This window comes from Rhizobium hidalgonense, assembly GCF_002914525.1.
Classification (GTDB): Bacteria; Pseudomonadota; Alphaproteobacteria; order Rhizobiales; family Rhizobiaceae; genus Rhizobium; species Rhizobium hidalgonense.
In genome coordinates, this window is the sequence record NZ_LODW01000080.1 from 1 (window position 1) to 20,981 (window position 20,981).

Consider the following 20,981-nt stretch of genomic DNA (forward strand, 5'->3'; position numbering starts at 1 on the left):
CCATTGCTCTCGTTGATCGTATAGCTATAGGTGCCCGATGCACTGAGAACGAGACTGCCATAGGTGCCGCTGAGTGCCGAGCCGAGCGTGCCCGAGGTCGCGCCGAAGCTGACGGCGCTCACCGTCTTGGTGTCGCCGGAATCCGGATCGGTGTCGTTGGTCAGCACGTTGCCGCTCGCAACCACGCCACCCGAACCATTGGCCACCCCGCCCTTCTCGGTCGCATCCCCTGTATCGGCGACTGCCGTCGGGGTCGTGTTGCCGGGAACCGACACGGCGATGTTGAAGGTCTCGTTGGCGGCAAGGCCGCCGATATCGGTTGCCGTGACCTTGACTCCGTAGCTACCGCCCGCCGTCGGCGTGCCGGAGAAGGTGCGCGTGGAGCCATTGAAGGTCAGCCAGTTGGGAAGCGCCGTGCCGTCGGCGGCCGTTGCCGAATAGGTCAGCGTCTCGCCGCTGTCGACATCGGTGAAGGTGGTCGTCGGCACGACGAAGGAGAAGGCCGAGCCGACGGTGGCATTTTGCGTCGCCGTCTGGACGGCGAGCACCGGTGCGTCGTTGGCGCCGTGAATGGTGACGGTGAGATTTGCCGTGGAGGTGGCCCCGGCGGTATCACGCATCGTATAGCTGAAGACATCGTTCACGGTGTTGGTCGACAGGCGCAGCGCCTGCACGGCGGTATTGCTCTCGTTGATCGTATAGCTATAGGCGCCCGATGCACTGAGAACGAGACTGCCATAGGTGCCGTTCAGCGCTGAGCCGAGCGTGCCTGAGGTCGCGCCGAAGCTGACGGCGCTCACCGTCTTGGTATCGCCGGAATCCGGATCGGTGTCGTTGGTCAGCACGTTGCCGCTCGCAACCGCACCGCCGGAACCATTGGCGACACCGCCCTTCTCGGTCGCATTCCCCGTATCGGCGACCGCCGTCGGTGTCGTGTTGTTCGCATTCGAGGGATTGAACATCACATCGACCCAATAGTTCGTCTGGTCGAAGCTGCTCGTCGGGAACGCGCTATTGCCATAGCGGTAAACGCCGTTGCCGCTTGCCGGCGCCGTCAGCGGACCACTCGTCACATTGGACAGGAAGTAGTTGGCGGTCGTCGAATAGTTGCCGACATTCGTATGGTAGGATGCGGTATAGGTCTGTCCGGCTGTCAAAGTCACCGGGCTCGTGAAAGTCGCACTCTGCCAGCCGCTGGCAGTCTCGTTAGTGAAGGTGAGGGTCGCAAGCCGCGTACCCGTGCTTGACCAGAGCGACCCGGTATGTGTGCCCGTATCCAGGCTGCTCTTGTAAAACCGGATACCGCTGACCGTGCCCGCCACGGATGACTGGAATTTGACTCCGAGCTCGACGGCGGCAGCATCGTCGGTGTTGACGACCGCGGGCGTCGCGCCACCGAAGAGAGATGTAAAAGTCGGGCCGGTGACGGTGACCGTGCGCCCCGCAGAAGGTGTCTCGAGATTGATGCTGTCGTCCACCGCCCGCGACCGGATCGTATAGGTCCCTGCAATCGCCGGGGTCCATGAGTAGGTCCAGTTCTCGTCGCCCGTCGCCGGATGCCAACTCGCACCATTGTCGGTCGAAACCTCGACGCTGGCGATGACCCCGCCGCCCGTATCGGCAGCGGTGCCTGAAATCGTCACGGTTGAATTAGCGGCCACCGTCGCTGGCACCGTGATGACGGAGGTCGGAGCAACAGCATCGGTGGAACCAGTCGCCGCGGTAAGCCCGGATTGTAGCGTCCCCGGCTGAACGCCCATATCGGCAAGCAGATTGACCATCGCCTGCTGGACGCGAGGATCGGTGGGGGTCGCCTCGTTATCGTGATTGTTGCTCAGGCCCCATGTCCAATAGACCGTACCGGCACCGAACACCAGTGCCCCGCTGGGGGCGCGGTAGAGGGTCAGATTGTGAGTCGCCGTCGCACTGCCGGTCGTATTTCCGTAGTCGAGCAAGTAGGTGGTGACGGGCAGCGTCGTCGACGACAGCTTGACGAGCCCGGCCGGATCGAAGCCGTTGTCAGGCGCCTCGTCCCACTCGTAACCAAGATAATTCTTGGTGAGCGTTGCCGTCTGGCCGGGCTGGAGGTTTGCGACGCTCGTATTGCGCCAGAAGCGCAGGTTGGCATCATCATAGCCAACCTTAATCGCGGCGAGATTGCCGCCAACATCGTCGACCTTGAATAATTGGCCAGTCAGCGAGTTCTCAGGGCTGCCGCCGCCGATAGCAGGCGGGCTGAGGCGCGGGTCGCGGAAGGTGCCTGTCCATTCGTTGGAAGGATCGAGGCTGGTGCCGGGCGGTCCCCATGTCTCCTTGTAGGAGATCAGGGTGCGATAAGGTGTTCCGTCGGCGCTGTAGGCATTGCCCCAGCGGGTACGCCAATAGACCTCGTTACCGCTCCAGAACATCAGGTTGACGCCCGCATCGCGTGCGGCTTCGACATTGGTCCTCTGCTGTCCCGACCAATATTCGTCGTGCCCGGCATCGATATAGGTCTTGTGATTGAGTAGCAGACTGCCATAGCGATCGACGTCGATGCCTGACATATAGGAGACATCATAACCGTTTTGTTCCAGCCAGTAGATGCCTGCATATTCGGCGCCGAACAGATAGTCCTGCGGGCCGGCATAGGTGCCGACTCCGTCGCGGGTCGCAATCGGCCTGTTGTAGCTGAGTGCATAGGCGCGGCCTGCCCCCTGCCCCGTCGCCGGGCCGTTGCCGCCATAGAAGTTTGCGCCACCCCAGCCGTTGTAAGCTTGCCAGGTCTCGTCTGCGGTCTGAAAGACGACGTCGCTATGACTGGCGTCATCGCGCACAATGAACGGGATTTGATTTTCGCCGAAGGTGCCGTCCTGACGCACGAGCTTGGCGATATAGACGCCTGAGACGGCATCGTCCGGTACGGCCCAGGACGCCGAGACGGCCCAGTTGCCGGCATCCACCGTGCCGGTCGTGGCATTGCGCAGCGGATTGGGCTGCGTCTGCAATCCGGTATGCTGTATGGTCGTGACCTTGCGGGCACCCATGCCGCCATAGTAGCCGAGCCGATAGATATCGATCCGATAGTTGGTAGAATTCGTATTGATCTTGAAGCTGATCGTCTTGCCGTTGTCGACGCTGATATCGGTCGCAAAACCCTCGATGTTGGTGCTGGCGGTGTCGATGCCCCACTCGCTCTCCGGATTGCCCTGCTTCTGGTTTTCCAGCACGATCGCGTTGCTCGCCGCCGCGGCGGCCGCCAGATCTTGCGTTGCCAGCGACCGCTGCGCAGAAGGTTGAGGTGGCGTCGTCACCGAGCCGGAAAGGACGGCTTTACCCTTGGTGCCGGTTCCCGTTCCTATCTCTCCGCCGCCGGGCAATGATCCGTTGGAGAGCGCCAAGTTCGTCAGGTCTGCGGTTGCGCGCCAGCCCGCGAACGAAGATACGTCACGATCGAGCAGAGGATCACTGACCGAGGCGCCGATGGCCTTCTTGATCGCCGACACATAGTCTGGGCCGTCGGTAAACTTGGTCCCTGGCAACTGACCGTCCTGCTGAAGCAGGCCGCTGCCATGGGCCCAATCGAGAATCCGCGTGGGGGAGGTATAGTAGCCGCATCCGCACACTCCAAAGGGCATGCCAACCGCCAGCGCATTCGGCCCAGCATGATGCGCAGTCGACTGCGCTGAGGGCGTCGATTCGAGAATGACGACCTTGCCCGAGTGAGAACGCTCGGCCCCAATGGTCGCAGAATCTTGCCCCGAACCTGTCGGCGCAGGGCTTTGCGGCAAATACGGAGCCAGGGGGTCGTCGCCTATGGAGCTCATTTCGCCGTAGCTACGCGGAAGAGACGATGCGGCCCCGAACGCAACCCTGCCCGCATCCGGCGCGAAATGTACGAAACCCGGCGTATGGCCGGCCTGCACAGACGCAGCGATATCGCCGCTTCGCGCCCCCAGTTCGCGATTGATTGTGAAAGCGTCAGGCAAGGGCGGCGCTACGAGCCTATCGTCGGCCCGGCCGTCCGCGACGCCGTTCCCGCCCTCTTTCTGTCCAACGTCACGCTCGTTAAGCGTCGCGTCCTTATGGGAATCGTCGATAAGGGCCTGATTGTTTCCAGTCGCGATTTTCACCGCTGCCGCGAGTTGAGCACTGTCCCCGTGCTTTTCGGCCGGCTTGCGTGGCCTTTCCTTCCCTCCGATAGTCAGCCATTGGGGAACCAGCGAATCCACCAGGAGTGAGCGCGCAGTCCAGCGACGAGCGTTGCGATACATGGGAGGCACCTCTCGCGAGATTGTCAGAGTCGAAGCTATGAGATCGCTCAATACGGAGCACCGAAGTATAGTCGAAAATTAAGCGAGTATATCCTACGCCTTTTGCTCTACTCGCAGCATCCTTTGGAACGGCCGTGCCGCATTGGCCAGGAGACGGGCGAGACACGCGGAGTCGCGAAGCTTCGCCGCTTCCGAAGCAAGACCCGAAGCCGCGGTGGCGGCTTCTTCCTCATGCTCGCGCCAGCGCTGGAGACGTCGCGGGCACGCCTAAGCCTGCGTGCATAACCTTTGATTTTCCAGGATAATGCCTCCTTGCCGCGCAGGGACATATGCTTCTGGTCGACATGGGTGAAGCACTTCGCCACCAGTTCATCAATAATGATGAGGCAAAGCAAACAGACTCCACCTTCCTCAAGGCTTCGCCAGGCTGCAAACTGAAGATCTCGGCTTCGGACCTTTCGTCCGGCCGTCAAGCAGCGTCAAGGCATTGGACCGGCATCCGCTTGAGGATGTTTTGCAGGCGAGATATGTACATGAATTCATCGCACCGCGCGCTCCACCTGTTCTTTCGTGCGATCGCTGTCATCGGAGCAACCGTCTTTCTTGCCGGAACTGTGTCGCCGGCCGTCGCAGAAAGCGCGCCGCCGGCTCCACAAGCCTTGGCTCCACAAACGAAGATCCGCCTAACGATCGTCCAATGGATGCAGTCCAGGGGCCAATATGAACGATGGGATGCGCTTGGCGGCGAATACACAGTCTCGGATGACGGCACGGTCTTTCTGCCATTTCTTGGGTCCCTTTCCGTCGGCAATCGGACAAACGCCGACCTCACAAACGAGATTGGCAAGCGCCTGCAGGAAAAGATCGGTTTGGTTCAGGCGCCGGCGGTCAACATCGAAATTCTCGAATACCCGCCGATCTACGTCGTGGGAGACGTGACCACGCCTGGGCAGTACGGTTTCCGCCCCGGATTGACCGTCCTGAAATCCCTGGCAATGAGTGGCGGGCCGCGCCGCGCCAAAGAAGAGCAGCAAACGCATTCGATCCAGATCGTCGGAGAATTGCGCGAAATCGATCACTCGATCCTGCGCAGCACTGCGAGGCTGGCGCGGCTGCAGGCGGAAATGGATGGAGCCGACGAGATTACCTTCGATCAGATGACCGGCGCCGATCAGCAATTTGCCGCCGGCATATACAACGAGGAGAGGATTATCTTTCGGGCTCGCGCCAATGCGTTGGAGAGGCAGTCGAGGGCGTTCACGGAATTACGCGATCTTTTGACCACTGAGATATCGACATTGGAAGAGAAACTGACGGGCGCCGACGACAATATCAAATCAGTCGAAGACCAACTGGTCAGCGTCAAGTCCCTGGTCCAGAAAGGCCTGACGATCTCCTCAAGGCAGATGGATCTGGAACGGTTGCTGACGACTTACCGCTCCGACAAGCTCGACCTTCTCACCGCCGTCATGCGGGGCCGGCAGGCGGTCAGCGAGACGACGCGGAACCTTGAGGGACTTTACGACGCACGCCGGAGCGAAGTGGCGACCGAAGCGCAGTCCGAACGGGCAAGTCTCGATCAATTCAAGCTGAAGCGCGAAACACTACAGAAGCTGCTCATCGCCGACCTGGGGAGCAATGACAGCGTCAAGACCCTCGTCGAGGAACTCCCGCTCACCTTTAGCGTGACCCGCCGCAACGATGGACAAATCGATCAGTTCCAAGCCTCGGAAACGACGATGCTGGCACCCGGCGATGTGGTGAGAGTCGTCCAGCCGCACATATTGGATAATACGTCTCAGGCCGACACAAGCCCATCTTTCGAGACCCAAGCGCTTGCAGATCGAGCCGGCCAGTGACCCGCGACGTGCGCGTGTTCTCAACGAAGTTGGAGCGGAGGTTTGAGCGTCATCGAGGCGCTCAGGCCGCCTGCCGCAAAGAAATCGCTCTTGATATGGACCCGCCTGAATCTCACCTGGCAGCTAGGGTTAAGTGATGACCTTGCGCATGATCCCCCCCAGCGGTCAGACTTATACCCAAATCCTGAAATCGACGATGCTGATGGGCGGTTCCTCGCTGGTCAATGTCGCTCTGAGCATCATTCGCAACAAAGCGCTCGCCGTTCTGCTCGGTCCTGAAGGCGTGGGGCTTCTCGGCCTTTACGGGGCAATCCTCGATATCGCGCAAGCGATAGCTGGTCTGGGCGTGAGCAGCAGCGGTGTGCGCCGGGTCGCTGAGGCGGCGGGCGCCGGCGACGACGACAAGATCGCCCGGTCGGCGACAGCGCTCAGACGCATCTCATTAGCGCTCGGGTTGCTTGGCGGGCTTTTGCTTGCCGCGTTGGCGTTTCCGGTCTCGAAATTCACCTTCGGGGACTACCAGCATGCCGGCGGCATTGTGCTGCTCTCCCTGGCCGTATTCTTTCGGCTTGTCGCTGCCGGACAGGCTGCGTTGATCCAGGGCTTGCGGGGCATTGCAAATCTTGCCCGCATCAATGTGCTTTCAGGGCTGTTCGGCACAATCGTCAGCATCCCGCTGATCTATCTGTTCGGCGAAAAGGCGATTGCACCCTCTCTCGTGGCGATCGCGGCCGTCTCGCTACTTCCCACCTGGTGGTACAGCAAACAAATATCCACACAGCCACCGGCGATGTCGGCGCACCAGTTCGGCCGGGAAGCGACAGCTCTGTTCAGGCTCGGTGTCGCTTTCATGGCAAGTGGACTTCTAACCTTCGGCGCGGCCTATGCCATCCGCATTATCGTGCTCAATGAAGGGGGCGTCGTAGCGGCTGGATTGTATCAGGCAGCTTGGGCGCTTGGCGGCCTTTACGCCGGTTTCATCCTGCAGGCGATGGGAACGGACTTCTACCCGCGCTTGACTGCAATCGCCAACAATAATGCCGAGTGCAACCGGCTGGTCAATGAGCAGGCGGAAATTAGCATATTGCTGGCCGGCCCCGGTCTAATTGCCACGTTGACCCTGGCGCCAATCGTGATGAGTTTGTTCTATTCCGCGGAGTTTCATGGGGCTGTGGATCTTCTGCGCTGGATCTGTCTTGGGATGATGCTGAGGATCGTCGCCTGGCCGATGGGTTTCATCGTCCTGGCGAAGGGTGCGCAGACGATCTTCTTTTGGACGGAGGTCGCTGCGACGCTGGTGCATGTGGGGTTGGCCTGGTTCTTCGTATCGAAGTTGGGCACGCTAGGGGCCGGCATGGCGTTCTTCGGCCTCTATGTCTGGCATAGTATTCTGATTTACTTGATCGTGCGTCGGCTCACCGGCTTTCGCTGGTCGCCCGCCAATCGCAGGCACGCGCTTCTTTTCCTGCCTGCATCGGGTTTGGTCGTCTCGGTCTTTTTCCTCTTACCGGCGTGGTCGGCGATGGTGATTGGCTGCCTCGCCGTGGTCGTGACCGGGCTTTACTCTCTGCGCATGCTGGTCGAGCTGCTTCCACGGGAGTTCGTGCCGGCAATCGTCAGAGGATGGATCGCGAAATCCGCATAAATAGGAAAGCGTGCATCAGATGGTGCGCGCTCATACTGCTGACACCCCCCTGGCGGCGTCCAGGGGTTTGTGATTCATTGAGAGATGTTGAAGAAACCTGGTCCCTGCCAGACTGCCCTCGAGATGGTAATGCTCGACAGCCTGGTGCCGAAGGCTCATCTGCTTCGCAAGATCGACGCGGTGATCGACTTCTCGTTCACCCGCGATCGCGTTGCGGAGCTTTATTGCGCCGACAACGGCCGCCCGCGGCTCGATCCGACCCTCATGATCAAGGCGCTGTTCATTGGCTACCTGTTCGGCATCCGCTCGGAGCGTCAACTGGTTGGCTGCGTCCGCCCAAAACATCAAGAAAATCGCAATGGCCCTGACAAAGGCGCCGAAACCGGCCACCCCGTAAGCCGGGAACGACCCGACTCCCTCCGCCAAATCCTGCGGCCAGAAAAATCCTATCCGCGAAAAAATAAAACCCGCCGAAAATATGGCGGGCTTGTCAGCAGTTTGAGCGCGCATCAGATGATGCGCGCTTCGTGATCTCGTATCCACATTCCGCAATGTGCAGGCGTCACTTCAGGCTGGTACGACGTCCTGCTCGGGCTGACGGACGACGCGCCCGGTGGTGGCCGCAGCAAGGGCCTGTCGCAATGTCTCGACGACCCTGACGATATCAGCCTCCGTCATCTGGGCATAAAGCGGCAGGATGATCGTGTGCTGCTGCGCGGTTACGCTTCGCATCAGGCTCGTGGCAGTGCGGTGGGAGCTCTGAGCAGAATAGGCGCCCTCCAGATGAATGTTCATCACGCCACGCCGAGTCGAGATGCCCTGATCGAGCAGGGTCTGCATGACAGCCTGCTGATCGACGGTATCGGGCAACCTCACACAGAAGCTCTGCCAGTTACTGCGAGCCCACCGCGGTTCGGCCGGCAGAGAAAGCCCGGCAATTGTCTGCAGACGTTCGCAATATTGCTCGGCAAGCAGCCTGCGCTGGGCAACCAGTTCCGGCAGCCGCCGCAACTGCTCGCGCCCGACGGCGGCCTGGAGATCGGTCATGCGGTAATTGTAACCCAGCTCGTCATAGTCTTCAAAGATGACCTGCTTCGAGCCGTGACGAACGGCATCGGTGACGCTCATGCCATGCTGGCGCCAGAGCCGGAACTTCCGGTCATATTCGGGATTGGCCGTGGTCAACATGCCGCCATCGCCCGTCGTCACGACCTTCCTGGGGTGGAAGGAAAAGCAGGCAATGTCGCCATGCGCTTTGCCGATCTTCTCCCAACGCCCGTCCCACAGAATTTCGCTTCCCGTCGCGCAGGCTGCATCCTCGATCACCGGTATCTGATGGCGCTTGCCGATCTCCAAGATGGAGCGGAGTTCGCAAGGCATGCCCAGTTGATGCACGCAGAGAATGGCCTTTGTGCGAGGCGTAATTGCCCTTTCGATCAGACTGGCGTCGATATTGTAGCCATCTTCTTCAATATCGACGAAAACCGGCACCGCATCGCAGTACAGAACCGCATTTGCGGTCGCGATAAAAGAATGGCTGACCGTGACGACTTCGTCGCCGCCCGATACGCCGACCGCCTTCAGCGCCAGATGCAATGCCGTCGTGCAATTCGACATGGCGCATGCATGTGGGGCGCCGACAAAGGCCGCGAATTCACGCTCGAAAGCCGCGACTTCCGGCCCCTGCGTCACCCATCCAGACAGAATAACGCGGCGCGCGGCCTCAGCCTCTTCCTCCCCGAGGACGGGTTTGGCGACCGGAATTGTGGCTGGGGTTGTGGATTGAGACGAGCTCATGCTGCCTGCCCCCCTGCGTCGGTCTGCTTTTGCCACCAGGCAACGAGATCACGAAGCCCTTGCTCCATGGAGATCTCCGCCTTGAAGCCGAGGAGCCGTTCGGCCTTGCTGATATCGGCAAGACGACGGGTCACGCCGTTGACCGTGCGGGCCTCTTTGTGCTGCGGCTCGAGCGAGGAACCCATAATGTCGCTCAGCATCTTGGCGAGTTCCAGCAGGCTTATCTCCGTGCCGCTGGCGACGTTGAACACTTCGTCCGTGACATTACTTTTCGCGGCCAGAATGTTTGCACGGGCGATGTCGCGTGCATCGACGAAGTCCATCGTCTGGCTGCCGTCCCCATAGATCAGCGGTGGCATTCCGGCCATCAGACGCTCCATCCAACGGATCAAAACTTCCGTATAGGCGCCGTAAACGTCCATGCGCGGCCCATAGACGTTGAAATAACGCAGCGCGACGTAACGCAGGCCATACATCTCCGCAAAGCTGCGCAGCAGGCCTTCGTTGAAGGTCTTCGCAGCGCCATAGATCGTCCGGTTATTGTAGGGATGATGCTGCTCGGTCGTCGGGAAGCTCTCGGCCAGCCCCAGCACCGAGGCCGAGGAAGCAGCGACCACCTTCGAAACACCTGCCTTGACCGCGGCTTCGAGAACGTTGAACGTGCCCTCGGCCAGAACATCGAAGGCGAGCCGTGGCTCTTCGGCGCATTGCGTAATGCGGATCGCCGCCTGGTGAAAGACGATGTCGACGCCATCGAAGGTTTTTGCCAGAAGCGCTCTGTCGCGGATATCTCCCTCGATGATGTTGACATACCCACTGGCAATTGCGGTGCTGAGATTATCCCGGCGCCCGCGCACGAAATTGTCGAGGATGATGATCTCACGCGGTTTTTCCAATGCGACAAGATCGGCAATATGCGACCCGATCAGACCGGCACCGCCGGTAATGAGTACTCGTTGATTTCTCATAACCTTCCCTCACGCGACATGTTCGTCATCGGATCATTCTCCGAACGCCACCGTATGAATTTCGCCGGTACACCTGCGGCAACCGAGAACGGCTCGACGTCGGAAACGACAACTGCGCCGGCTCCAATGATCGCTCCCTTCCCGATGGTCACGCCGGGTAGAATGGTTGCATTCGTTCCGATATCGGCCTCTGCACAGATGCGGACCGGCTTGATTTCAAGATCCGTGCGAATGATCGGCACGTCCACCGGCAGTGCCGTGTGGGTCGAGCCCAGCACCTTGGCGCCTGGGCCCCACCCGACAGAATCCTCGATCACCAGTTCGCGCGCGTCAAAATAGGCCATCGGGCCGATCCAGACATTGTCGCCGATCACGCAGGTGCCGTCGTAGCGCCCCTGGATATAGGCCTGAGCGCCGATGAACACCCCATTGCCAATTTCGAACGTCTCGGGGTGTTTGAAACCGGCGCCGCCTGCAACCTGCAATCCCGTGCCGCAACTCCGCGTGATCGCTTGCCAGATGGCTTTGCGCATCATCGTGTCGACGACCCCGTCGCCCGTCGCGAAACGACCGTAGAGTTCGATCAGGCCAGCGCGCCCGTATGATTGCCTGAGTTCTTCGACCAGCCCGGCCTGGTAGGCTGGATCTGCCGGTCTTTCATGACGGCCGTGGACCGCTTGCACGATCCGGGCCTCGCCCAAACGATCAACTGACATAGGCGTATTCCAACGCTGCAGCCACCTGATCGACATGCCACGTGGGCATCTCGGGATAGATCGGCAATGAGAGAACCTCCCGTGCGGCCGCTTCCGAGATTGGGAAATCGCCGGCCTGGTAACCAAGGTCGGCATGGGCCTTCTGCAGGTGAACGGGGATCGGATAGTGCAGCCCGGACTGAATGCCCTCGGCGGTCAGCACGCGCTGAAGCTCGTCGCGATCGCGGCTTCTGATCGCATAGACATGGTAGACGTGGCGCCGGTCAGCGATTTCGACAGGCGTCCTCAAACTCGCCAAACCGCCAAGCAGCAGCGAGTAGCGACGGCCATGGGCGCGCCGCGCTTCAGTCCAGCCTTCGAGATGCCGGAGCTTGATGCGCAGGATCGCACCCTGAATGGCATCCATCCGATAGTTGAAGCCCTTCAGCAGATGGTGATAGCGCTGTTCCTGGCCCCAGTCGCGCAGCATGCGCATCGTCTTGGCCTGATCGTCGCTGTTGGTGACGACGATACCACCCTCGCCGCAGGCGCCGAGATTTTTGCCGGGATAGAAGCTGAAGCAGCCGGATGCGCCGATGCTGCCGGCGCGGGCGCCTTTATATTGCGCTCCGTGCGCCTGGCAGGCGTCCTCGATCACCGGTATCCGATAATGATCGGCAATTGCTTTGATCGCGTCCATATCGGCCATCTGACCGTAGAGATGGACGGGAACAATGGCCTTGGTTCGGGGCGTGATCTTTGCCTCGAGCTGAGCCGGATCCATCGTCAGCGTCACGGGCTCGACATCGATGAATACCGGTCGCGCACCGGCGTAGCAGATCGCCGATACGGTCGCGACGAAGGTAAACGGCACGGTGATGACTTCATCGCCGGGGCCGACTCCTGCCGCAAGCAGCGACAGATGCAGGGCACTCGTCCCGGTATTAACCGCTATCGCATGTTTTACGTTGCAATAATCCGCGAATTCCTGCTCGAGGCGGGCGACTTCCTCGCCCAGTATGTATTGCCCCGAGGCGAGCACGCCGAGGACGGCTGCGTCGATTTCGCTCTTGATCGATTGATATTGGGCTTTGAGGTCCAGGAACGGGATCATGCAATGCGCCTCGCCTCTTCGAGCTCGATGATACGACCGCGCTGGGCGAGCGACCGGCTTGCGGCTTCGAGGATGCGAACGACCCGCAGCCCGGCTTGGCCGTCCGTAATGGGACGGGTACTCTGATCGATGCACTCGACGAACTGATCAAGTTCGCGTTTCAATGCTTCGGTCATATCGAGCTTGGGCGCCCACATGTCGCCGCTGCGGTAGCCGACCATCATTTGATGCACCTTCTCCCCATAGGCCTGGGAATTCGGGTTCAGGGTGATGCCCTTATCATAGACCTTGATCTTTTCGCTCGGCTCCAGATCGTCGTAGACGACCATCTTGTTGCTGCCGCCGATCAGCGTGCGGCGCACCTTGACCGGCGCCAGCCAATTGACGTGGATGTGGGCGATAAGCTTGCTCTCGAAGAAGAGCGTCAGATAGGCGATGTTCTCCGGCTCGCCGAGCACATGGCTCATGCCCGTCGCAGAAACAGCCACCGGCCTTTCCTGCACAACATGGTCCAGGATGGAAAGATCATGCACTGCGAGGTCCCAGATCACGCTGACATCGTGCTGGAAGAGACCCAGATTGACCCGAACCGAGTCGTAATAATACATGTCGCCCAAGCCGCTTTCGACCAGTTCGCACATTTTGCGAACGGCCCCGGTGTGGACGAACGTATGGTCCACGGCCAGCACCAGGCGGCGGCGCGCCGCTTCTTCCACCATCCGCGAAGCTTCCTCCGTCGTCGATGCCATCGGCTTTTCGACGAAGACATGCTTCCCGGCCATCATCGCCTGCATAGCGAGCTTGAAATGGGTAGAGACCGGCGTTGCGATAGCAATTGCATCCACTCTCGGGTCGCGCAGAACTTCCTCGAAATTGTCGGTGATCGTGACTGCTGGATACCGGCTTTTGACAGCCGCCAACCGTTCGACATTCAGATCACAGACAGAAACGAGCTGCGCACCGGCCGCTTCCGAGATGTTACGAACCAGGTTCGGACCCCAATACCCATACCCGACAACAGCAATGCCGATCATCGCATTCCTCCCAACGCTTGCATGTCAACTGTCCGGTCATGAACGCGACCGGTGATTCTCGCCGGAACGCCGGCAACAATGGCGCCGGCGGGTACATCCTTCGTGACGACGGCGCCGGCGCCGACTTGTGCAGCCTCTCCGATGGTCACGCCAGGCAGAATGGTGGCGTTGCTGCCAATTGACGCGTGGCGCTTGACCAGAGTGGGGATGAGGACCCAGTCGGCCTCCGTCTGCAGGCTGCCGTCCGAATTGACGGCGCGCGGATAGGTATCATTGGTGAACATCACCCCGTGGCCGATGAAAACGCCATCTTCCAGCGTCACGCCTTCACAGAGGAAGGAATGACTTGATATTTTGCAGTCTTTTCCGACGAGGACGTTTTTCTGGATTTCAACGAAGGTGCCGATGCGCGTTCCCGCGCCGATCGTGCAGCCGTAGAGATTTACAAGATCCCGATGGTGGATAACGCAGCCGTCACCCAGGTTGACGTTCGATGCAATCATCCCAACTCGCCCCCTACTCTTCTACAGACCCTGATGTGGGTGAAACCGTCGATCGCAAAAATGCTTTCAAGGTTTCGTTTCATCAGAACAACTATTTCTTCTCCTTCAAAAAGAATTGTTTTCTTCATCTGAGTAAAGGGACAAAACGTTGAAGCTCATTCACCTAAAGGCGTATCTGCTTACGAAAATTGGATGACCATCGCATGCGAATGTCTATCCCATCGATCATCGGCATCGACAGGTCACACGCCGACCGATCCTAATCCTCCACGTCGAAGAGGGGCATAGTTTACATGGGTTTAGCGAGTTTAGATGAATACATGTAGCAACCTGCCGAATCGACATACAAATGAATGAGCCTCAGATCGATCAGTTTCAACGATGTAACCATTTGTATCTGTCGATGGAACTTATGTATTGGGGTAACCACTATTAATTAGTTTAACATCCTCGGAACTGTGGTATTAAATTAGCACTTCTAGTGATTAAACTCCCATATCTACAGAGGAGTTTGATATTCGACTTTGAAGTACCGCGTAGAAAAAGGCTGGGAGGATAGGGCTTTGGATACAATAAATATAAGCCACAGGCAGGAAAACGTATCTCTTCCGTTGGAGATAGAAGAAGAATCCACGGCGTTTGCCGGACCTTCAAAGGCAAAGCACTCGCTTGTCATTCTTGACAAGAGGGAACTTGATCGGCACTGCCTTGCGCAATGCATGGCCGCCCACACGGCGGATTTCGTAATTCTGGCGTTCGGATCGATTGAAGAGTGGAAGCAAAAGCGTGAAGAATATCCTCCGCTTTCGGCAATCCTCTTGAACGTCGGTGGCAAGACGGTCGACGACCCTGTCGTTTCGGAGCAGATCAAGAGTCTTTCGTCGGAATTCGTGTCGACGCCGGTCATCATATTGTCCGATAGTGACGACTTCGCCCAGATCGTGAGGGCGATCGATTACGGAGCAAAGGGCTACATACCTGCCTCCGTCAGCATCAGCGTCTGCATGGAGCTGATTGCGCTATCGGTAGCAGGAGGACTTTTCGTTCCCGCAAGCGCCCTGTTCGCCATGCGTCACTTGCTGCAATCGAACAACCCGACAGCACACCCGCTTGCCGGGATATTCACGGATCGCCAGGCCGAAGTCGTAGCGGCACTGCGGCGCGGAAAGGCGAACAAGATCATTGCCTACGAGCTCAATCTGCGAGAAAGCACGGTCAAGGTACATGTTCGAAATATCATGAAGAAGGTCAAGGCAACAAACAGGACCGAGGTCGTGTTCAAGCTCAACGATCTCTTTCCTGATAGTCTTGCTGGCTCAGGGACGAGCAGAGAACTGTCCTGATACACTCAACCGATCACATCTTTTCAGGATGATTTTAGGCAGTCCGGCCTAAAATCATCCTGTTTTGGTGAGACCTCGCAGCGACGTGAGTCAATTGCCGCCGTCACAAAAGAGGCCTGGAAAGCGCCATTCGGATCCTGCGGAACGCACCTCTTTGTGAGCGGGGCACTAGGCCCCGTGCAAGATGCCGAAGATATCGGAACTCCGGCAGAGGCGGCACGTTCGGCCTTATGCTGTTCAGACGCAGTTTGGTCATCAGGCTATCGATGCCCAAGTAGAATCGCAAGCGCCAACCAAGATCACGTTTTAGATATAGAGATGCTACGCGCTCGCCGGTCTCGTTGACGGAAAGAGGGACACGACGAAGAGCGTTCGCAAGATCTGGCTTTTCACAACGCTCAAGAATATCGGCAACCCATGAAAGCCATTCAAGATCGCTTCGCTTGGGAAGCTGATGAATGCTTTTTCGATCTTTGCGGCGCCGTTGCGAGGCGGCCCGATCGCCTTCTAGACCCGGTTGCTCGAAGATGAGGCGCATGCGCCTGAGCTCATCGTGGGACAGGCATGGATAAAAGTCCAGTAACCTCCGCGCCTGCTCAAATTCCCCCTTGCAGATCAAGGAAAGAAGGAAATAAGCCCATTCGACCGGGTCCGGGTCGGTCGACCCATAGTCGACCATCGTTATCTTGACCAAGTTCACCATAAGGTCATAGGCGCGATCGACATCGCCCTCACGCAAAGCGCAGATGGCAAGACGGAACTTAGCTTCAGGCAGGTAGGATACATAGTCCAGACAGCTGAGGTAGCAGCGCTTGGCCTCCTCCACCCTGTCCTGCTCAAGAAGCAAATCGCCCTGTTTCAGCAAGGCGCGATCGCTCGCATCACCAACAACATGGATACTCTCTCGCTGTGAGGCGCGTTCGACCTTAATAAGTTCATCGAAAGGCCCGGGCTGAATGATCTTTTCGCCGAATTGCAGGTCTCGGTTCAGCATGAACCATTGATATATTTGAGGTCTGTGGTTCAGCGTATGACGCGAGTGAACTAAACGGTAGCCTGACGTCGCGATGCGCTGTATTTCATCGGGATGAGCAAAGAGGTATTCCAATCGCTCAACCACGTTGTGGTGGTCGGCAAAGATACAGTTCTCCATGTCGGCAAAGCCGGCGGCCTCCACCGATGCAGTACGTTCCGTCAAAAGACAGGCGTTTGCCCCGGGGATCTCGAAGTGCTTGCGAACGACCTCGCCGCCCGCGGTTCCGCATGTAGGGACGACAAAACTTGCGTTTAGGACGCGCGCATAGGCCTCTCCCGACAACAGCTGGGAGGCAAGCTTGCTTTCATAACTGTGTTGCGGCGAGACCAGGCAGGGATAGTGGTCGCGGATTATCGGAAAGACATTCTGCCGCCAAGGGTAGAGGCCATAGACCTGGCCGGTGAGCGTGACCGGTATGATCTTCTGCTGGCCATAGTCGCGATAAACTTCGGGGTCGATGAAGTTTGGCCAGACGAACAGGTTATCCCTGAGCTCCGGCATGTATTCGGGCGTCATAGTTCCAATCGAGAAAAAGGTCTCTATGCCCCACTGCTCCATATCGGACAGGAAGCCGCTGCGGCGGTCGCACCACGGATCGGCGTTGTGGAGGCCGAGCTTTGGAACCCGGGTATTGGTATTGGTGATTTTTATCCGCTGTGACCCGTGTGACCGGTAGCCGCTTTCAAACAGCGTCAGATCCGGTTCGTAACGGTCGCATATCTCGGCATAATCGCAGTCGTGGTTTATGACGACGACATCGAAGTGCGTGGCGAGGCATTTGACCTGTTGCTGCATATGCAGCAACAGGTAACCGGCCGCATTCGCATTGGGCTGATGGTCCCACTGGAAGAAGAGGAGCCGTGGTTTGCGATGGTCGACAAATCTGTCCATGTTCTATCGTGTGATTTCCGCGACAGGAAGGCCGACCTTCGGAGGAAGCAGATCCGGGTAAGCCTCCTGCGGAGACTTGGCGCCGAGAATGTTCCTGACGCCGCCGGCAAGCTTCCACTCAAAATAGGCAATCGTCCTCTCGAGCCCTTCACGCAGGCTCACTGTCGGCTGCCAGCCCAATTCCTGCATTGCACGGCTGATATTGGGCTTGCGCTGGGTCGGATCGTCAATCGGCAGAGGCTTGTAAACGATGCCTGATTTAGACCCGGTCATTTCGACGACCATTTCGGCCAGTTCCCGGACCTGGAATTCTCCCGGGTTGCCGAGATTGATCGGACCCGTGACGCCGGCCGGCGTACCCATCAGGCGGATGAAGCCCTCGATGAGATCGTCTACGTAGCAGAAGGAGCGCGTTTGCGTGCCGTTGCCGAAGATGGTGATCGGCTCGTTTCGGAGCGCTTGGACGATGAAATTGGAGACGACGCGGCCGTCATTGGTCTGCATGCGCGGCCCGTAAGTATTGAATATCCGCGCTACCCGGATTTCCACGCCATACTGACGATGATAGTCGAAGAACAAGGTTTCGGCACACCGCTTGCCTTCGTCATAACATGCCCGCGGGCCAATCGGATTGACGCTGCCTCGATAGTCCTCGGGTTGAGGGTGAACTGCCGGATCACCATAAACTTCGCTGGTGGAGGCCTGGAAGATCTTCGCCTTGGTGCGTTTGGCAAGGCCAAGCATATTGATGGCCCCGTGCACGTTGGTCTTCACCGTTTGCACGGGGTCGTGCTGATAGTGGACCGGAGATGCCGGGCAGGCGAGGTTGTAGATCTCGTCGACCTCTACATAAAGCGGGAAGGTAATGTCGTGGCGAAGAATCTCAAAGCGTGGGTCGTCGAGAAGGTGCAGCACATTGTCGCGCGAACCGGTGTAGTAATTGTCCACGCAGAGGACGTCATTGCCCTCCCGTAAAAGCCTTTCGCACAGGAATGATCCCAGAAACCCGGTGCCGCCGGTAACCATAATTCTCTTGTGTCCGTGCATTGGTGTGCTCCGTGTTGGTGGTTGCCCGTGGATGTGGTCAGCAGGCTCCCTTGCCCTTTAAGACCGCAGGAATTGTGCTGAGAAGGATGTGCAAGTCGAACCACAAGGACCGGTTGTCGATGTAGAACTCGTCGAGTTGCTGCTGCAGCTCGATATCCGCATTGCTTCGTTCGGATATTTGCCAAAGGCCCGTCAGCCCCGGCGTGACGGAACGGCGCTTGTCTCTAAATTCGCTGTCCATTGCCGAAAGGTGATACTCCGGGAACGGACGCGGTCCGACGATGGCCATCTCGCCCGCAATGATGTTTGCTAACTGCGGGAGCTCGTCGATACTCGAAGAGCGCAGCATATGTCCTATAACCGGAAGGATGCGCGGATCGTCCTTGAGCTTGAAGTGGCTCAACCACTCGGCGCGCATGGTCGGGTGGTCTCGGAATAACGCTTCAAGGCGCTGTTCCGCGTCTTGGTACATCGTCCTCAATTTCAGGACGTGCACCGGCTTGCCGGAGCGTCCTTCCCTGGTGTGTCGGAAGAAGACGGGACCTGGATCGATGGCGTAGATCGCGGCCGCTGCAATCGCGATGAATGGCGCGACCACGATCGTTGCAGGGATGGCGATTGCGAGATCGAGGATCCGGCGAACCAGATCCGAGTTCATCGAACGCCCACCGGTGGTAAGGCGAATGCCTATCTCTCCGCCGACATCCGCAGGCCGCAACCCGCTTACCTTTAAGCTCGGCGTGTCCGACAGCAAAATGACTTCGGCGAACCTCCGACGCATTAGCGCCAAGTCGGGCAGAAGCGAGCCGGTGTCGCCCGCAATCACGGCGATGCATGGGCCGTCATCGGGCAATGCATCCAAACAATCGGGGGAAAAGGGCTCCGGCCTGACGCCATACTGCCAGTGGTCCTTAAAATGCGCTATGAGGGCGGGAGCAAGGTTGCGCCCGCCTATGACGACCGCGCGCTCCCCCCAGATTCCAAGTTTCCAGCACAGGCCTCGTGCAAGCCAGTGCACAAGTGTCTGAACAACCAGCCCGAAACCGACGAACACGATAATCGCAAGCGACAGTCGTTCCGTCTCCGGCAGAATAATTGCTCCGAATGCCGTCAGAACACCCACCTTGGCGGCAGCTATTGTGCGCCGCCGCAGAAGTTCGTGGTCTTGCAGCCGATATCCAGGATAGAGGCCGGCCGATGCATAAAGAACGATCGCAGCCAGTGCTGCGACCGCCAACGCACGCTCCACGACTGTGCCCTCCGAACCACTCGGGAGAAAGGACAGGAGAACAAAATAGACAATCAAATAGCTAACAATGTCGCCGGCGATCAGGAAGGACGACGTAGCAAGCCGAGGAAACCGGCGCCCTAGTGCAACGGGTGTATTCAGCCCTGCCCATACAAAGGCATCGGCGGCCTTGGCTGCGATGGGCGGCACGGATCCTGCCGCAATCGACCGCGATGTCATGTCATTTGATGTAGATGCCTTCGACGGACCCGGTGTCATCGATGACGGCATAAATAAGGACATGACGCTTTACCCCTCTACTGCATTTGTCCCGACGCACCCGACCCAGAAACGGCTTCTTCGATCGGAAACTTCCGAAGTCCCAGTCTCTGGAAAGCCGTCAGTGAGATGAAGGTCGGAACGACGAGCGCATAGCGCCGCCACAGCCGCCGCGGCTCGCACAAAAGACGAAACGCCCATTCGAAGCCGCTTCTTTGAATGAACCTTGGAGCCTGCCGCTTGAGGCCGGCGTGGAAATCGAATGCAGCTCCAACACCGATGAGCATTGATGCTTTCAGACGATCACGCATGCGCGCCATCCAGAGTTCCTGCTTGGGGCTGCTCAGCCCGACCCAGATGATATCGGCGCCCGACCGATTGAGCCGGTCGGCAATTTCCGTTTCCTCCTGCAGCGACAATTTATGAAAAGGTGGTGAGTAGGAGCCGACGATCCGTGCCTGCGGAAATTTTGCCAGAAGGCGTGCCTGCAATTGCTCCAGTGTCTCGGCTGTTGCCCCATAAAGGAAGTGGCGCACGCCCGTTGATCTGCCGGCATCGAAAACGGATAACATCAGATCCGGTCCGTAGACCCTGTCGCTCTCCGAATGACCGGCACGTTTCAATGCCCATACCAGTGGCATGCCATCGGGGGTCACGAGGAATGCCCGGTTATGGATCGACCGGAGCTCGGGATCATCTTGGCAGCGGACGATGCCGTGAGCGTCGCGAACGCAGACATATTCTTTCCTGCCGTCTTCGATCGCTTTTTGAATAAATCCAGTCGCGCTTTTAAGATTGACTGCCGAAACGCGAACACCAAGGACATTCGTCCAACCTAGGGAGCCCTTTGGATGGAGTATTGAAGTTTGGCTGGTGCCTGCTGTTTGTTTTCTCATGACCTGCGCTTTCGCGACTGAAACTGTCATCAGAATATCTCGGCAAGCCGATTGCCTCCATACTTGCTGCTCCAGCTATTGGACGTAGGAGAGACTTCATATTTACGTCTTACGCGCGGATGACGTACAATATTCGAAGTAAGTCTATGTACCCCACGGCCTTGCCATGCTGCTCTTTTTTGATGACCGTTGTCCCGAAATAACGCCGGCGCGGGGCCGCAGAAGATATTCGCAATCAAGCGAACATCACTGGAGTTCCAGCGCGAGCAGCAAAGGGGGTGACATGATCAACCCAGCGAGGTGAAGACCCCCCGCTGGAAAGATCTAAGAGCCTGACCGAAAAAGAGTTGAGTGAAATCAGCCAGTTGTGATTCTGTTTGTTTGCTTAGGACG

At 58.4% G+C, this 20,981-nt stretch carries 15 protein-coding genes and 1 pseudogene; 5 read left to right on the forward strand and 11 right to left on the reverse strand.

Annotated features, from left to right (window positions below):
- Positions 1-3,521 (reverse strand): N,N-dimethylformamidase beta subunit family domain-containing protein (locus ATY29_RS25030; protein WP_244597444.1); only part of this gene is annotated, 3,521 nt, incomplete at its 3' end.
- 369 nt (positions 3,522-3,890) lie between these two features.
- Between ATY29_RS25030 and ATY29_RS37885 the strand changes: the two genes are divergently transcribed.
- From ATY29_RS37885 to ATY29_RS25045, 4 genes and pseudogenes are all read left to right on the forward strand, one after another.
- On the forward strand, positions 3,891-4,220 hold the full coding sequence (locus tag ATY29_RS37885; protein WP_244597445.1) for a hypothetical protein: 330 nt from the start codon (positions 3,891-3,893) through the stop codon (positions 4,218-4,220).
- 566 nt (positions 4,221-4,786) lie between these two features.
- Positions 4,787-6,112 carry a polysaccharide biosynthesis/export family protein gene (locus tag ATY29_RS25035; RefSeq protein WP_173883872.1) on the forward strand — a complete coding sequence of 442 codons (1,326 nt, stop codon included), beginning with the start codon at positions 4,787-4,789 and terminating at the stop codon, positions 6,110-6,112.
- 136 nt (positions 6,113-6,248) lie between these two features.
- Complete coding sequence (locus ATY29_RS25040; RefSeq protein WP_097537425.1) at positions 6,249-7,757, forward strand: O-antigen translocase; 1,509 nt, start codon at positions 6,249-6,251, stop codon at positions 7,755-7,757.
- A gap of 84 nt (positions 7,758-7,841) precedes the next feature.
- Positions 7,842-8,081: pseudogene (locus tag ATY29_RS25045) on the forward strand (transposase); the annotation flags it as partial.
- A gap of 243 nt (positions 8,082-8,324) precedes the next feature.
- On the opposite strand, the gene ATY29_RS25050 reads toward ATY29_RS25045, so the two are convergent.
- From ATY29_RS25050 to ATY29_RS25075, 6 genes are read right to left on the reverse strand one after another with little or no spacing between them, the layout of a single operon-like run.
- Positions 8,325-9,554 carry a DegT/DnrJ/EryC1/StrS family aminotransferase gene (locus ATY29_RS25050; protein ID WP_097537426.1) on the reverse strand — a complete coding sequence of 410 codons (1,230 nt, stop codon included), beginning with the start codon at positions 9,552-9,554 and terminating at the stop codon, positions 8,325-8,327.
- The gene (locus ATY29_RS25055; protein ID WP_097537427.1) at positions 9,551-10,522 is read right to left on the reverse strand and encodes an NAD-dependent epimerase/dehydratase family protein; all 972 of its coding nucleotides are present in this window, start codon (positions 10,520-10,522) and stop codon (positions 9,551-9,553) included. Before ATY29_RS25055 ends, ATY29_RS25050 begins: the two co-directional genes overlap by 4 nt.
- Positions 10,519-11,238, reverse strand: coding sequence for an acyltransferase (locus tag ATY29_RS25060; RefSeq protein WP_097537428.1), 720 nt, complete (start codon positions 11,236-11,238; stop codon positions 10,519-10,521). The genes ATY29_RS25055 and ATY29_RS25060 overlap by 4 nt, the downstream gene beginning before the upstream one ends.
- Complete coding sequence (locus ATY29_RS25065) at positions 11,228-12,331, reverse strand: DegT/DnrJ/EryC1/StrS family aminotransferase (protein WP_097537429.1); 1,104 nt, start codon at positions 12,329-12,331, stop codon at positions 11,228-11,230. Before ATY29_RS25065 ends, ATY29_RS25060 begins: the two co-directional genes overlap by 11 nt.
- A complete protein-coding gene (locus ATY29_RS25070; RefSeq protein ID WP_025418121.1) occupies positions 12,328-13,365 on the reverse strand; it encodes a Gfo/Idh/MocA family protein in 1,038 nt (345 codons plus the stop codon). Before ATY29_RS25070 ends, ATY29_RS25065 begins: the two co-directional genes overlap by 4 nt.
- Positions 13,362-13,868: an acyltransferase gene (locus tag ATY29_RS25075; protein ID WP_025418120.1), complete on the reverse strand. Its 507-nt coding sequence runs from the start codon at positions 13,866-13,868 to the stop codon at positions 13,362-13,364. The genes ATY29_RS25070 and ATY29_RS25075 overlap by 4 nt, the downstream gene beginning before the upstream one ends.
- A 563-nt stretch (positions 13,869-14,431) precedes the next feature.
- Here ATY29_RS25075 and ATY29_RS25080 point away from each other — a divergent pair.
- Positions 14,432-15,211, forward strand: a complete 780-nt coding sequence (locus ATY29_RS25080; protein ID WP_025418119.1) for a response regulator transcription factor — start codon at positions 14,432-14,434, stop codon at positions 15,209-15,211.
- Positions 15,212-15,314: 103 nt separating this feature from the next.
- On the opposite strand, the gene ATY29_RS25085 is transcribed toward ATY29_RS25080, so the two are convergent.
- From ATY29_RS25085 to ATY29_RS25100, 4 genes are read right to left on the reverse strand one after another with little or no spacing between them, the layout of a single operon-like run.
- Positions 15,315-17,138, reverse strand: coding sequence for a glycosyltransferase family protein (locus ATY29_RS25085; protein WP_097537430.1), 1,824 nt, complete (start codon positions 17,136-17,138; stop codon positions 15,315-15,317).
- A gap of 3 nt (positions 17,139-17,141) precedes the next feature.
- Positions 17,142-18,185 (reverse strand): UDP-glucuronic acid decarboxylase family protein, encoded by a 1,044-nt coding sequence (locus ATY29_RS25090; protein ID WP_097537431.1) that lies wholly within the window; start codon positions 18,183-18,185, stop codon positions 17,142-17,144.
- Positions 18,186-18,222: 37 nt separating this feature from the next.
- Positions 18,223-19,716 (reverse strand): sugar transferase, encoded by a 1,494-nt coding sequence (locus ATY29_RS25095; RefSeq protein ID WP_097537432.1) that lies wholly within the window; start codon positions 19,714-19,716, stop codon positions 18,223-18,225.
- Positions 19,717-19,730: 14 nt separating this feature from the next.
- On the reverse strand, positions 19,731-20,588 hold the full coding sequence (locus ATY29_RS25100) for a WecB/TagA/CpsF family glycosyltransferase (RefSeq protein WP_097537434.1): 858 nt from the start codon (positions 20,586-20,588) through the stop codon (positions 19,731-19,733).
- Positions 20,589-20,981 lie beyond the last annotated feature (393 nt).

Excerpts from the sequence above, each read along its gene's own strand:
- ATY29_RS25085 (WP_097537430.1), bottom strand. The coding sequence starts at position 17,138 with ATGGACAGATTTGTCGACCATCGCAAACCACGGCTCCTCTTCTTCCAG.
- ATY29_RS25035 (WP_173883872.1), top strand. The coding sequence starts at position 4,787 with ATGAATTCATCGCACCGCGCGCTCCACCTGTTCTTTCGTGCGATCGCT.
- ATY29_RS37885 (WP_244597445.1), top strand. The coding sequence starts at position 3,891 with ATGGCCGGCCTGCACAGACGCAGCGATATCGCCGCTTCGCGCCCCCAG.
- ATY29_RS25040 (WP_097537425.1), top strand. The coding sequence starts at position 6,249 with ATGACCTTGCGCATGATCCCCCCCAGCGGTCAGACTTATACCCAAATC.
- ATY29_RS25065 (WP_097537429.1), bottom strand. The coding sequence starts at position 12,331 with ATGATCCCGTTCCTGGACCTCAAAGCCCAATATCAATCGATCAAGAGC.
- ATY29_RS25055 (WP_097537427.1), bottom strand. The coding sequence starts at position 10,522 with ATGAGAAATCAACGAGTACTCATTACCGGCGGTGCCGGTCTGATCGGG.
- ATY29_RS25070 (WP_025418121.1), bottom strand. The coding sequence starts at position 13,365 with ATGATCGGCATTGCTGTTGTCGGGTATGGGTATTGGGGTCCGAACCTG.
- ATY29_RS25060 (WP_097537428.1), bottom strand. The coding sequence starts at position 11,238 with ATGTCAGTTGATCGTTTGGGCGAGGCCCGGATCGTGCAAGCGGTCCAC.
- ATY29_RS25095 (WP_097537432.1), bottom strand. The coding sequence starts at position 19,716 with ATGTCCTTATTTATGCCGTCATCGATGACACCGGGTCCGTCGAAGGCA.
- ATY29_RS25050 (WP_097537426.1), bottom strand. The coding sequence starts at position 9,554 with ATGAGCTCGTCTCAATCCACAACCCCAGCCACAATTCCGGTCGCCAAA.
- ATY29_RS25100 (WP_097537434.1), bottom strand. The coding sequence starts at position 20,588 with ATGAGAAAACAAACAGCAGGCACCAGCCAAACTTCAATACTCCATCCA.
- ATY29_RS25090 (WP_097537431.1), bottom strand. The coding sequence starts at position 18,185 with ATGCACGGACACAAGAGAATTATGGTTACCGGCGGCACCGGGTTTCTG.
- ATY29_RS25075 (WP_025418120.1), bottom strand. The coding sequence starts at position 13,868 with ATGATTGCATCGAACGTCAACCTGGGTGACGGCTGCGTTATCCACCAT.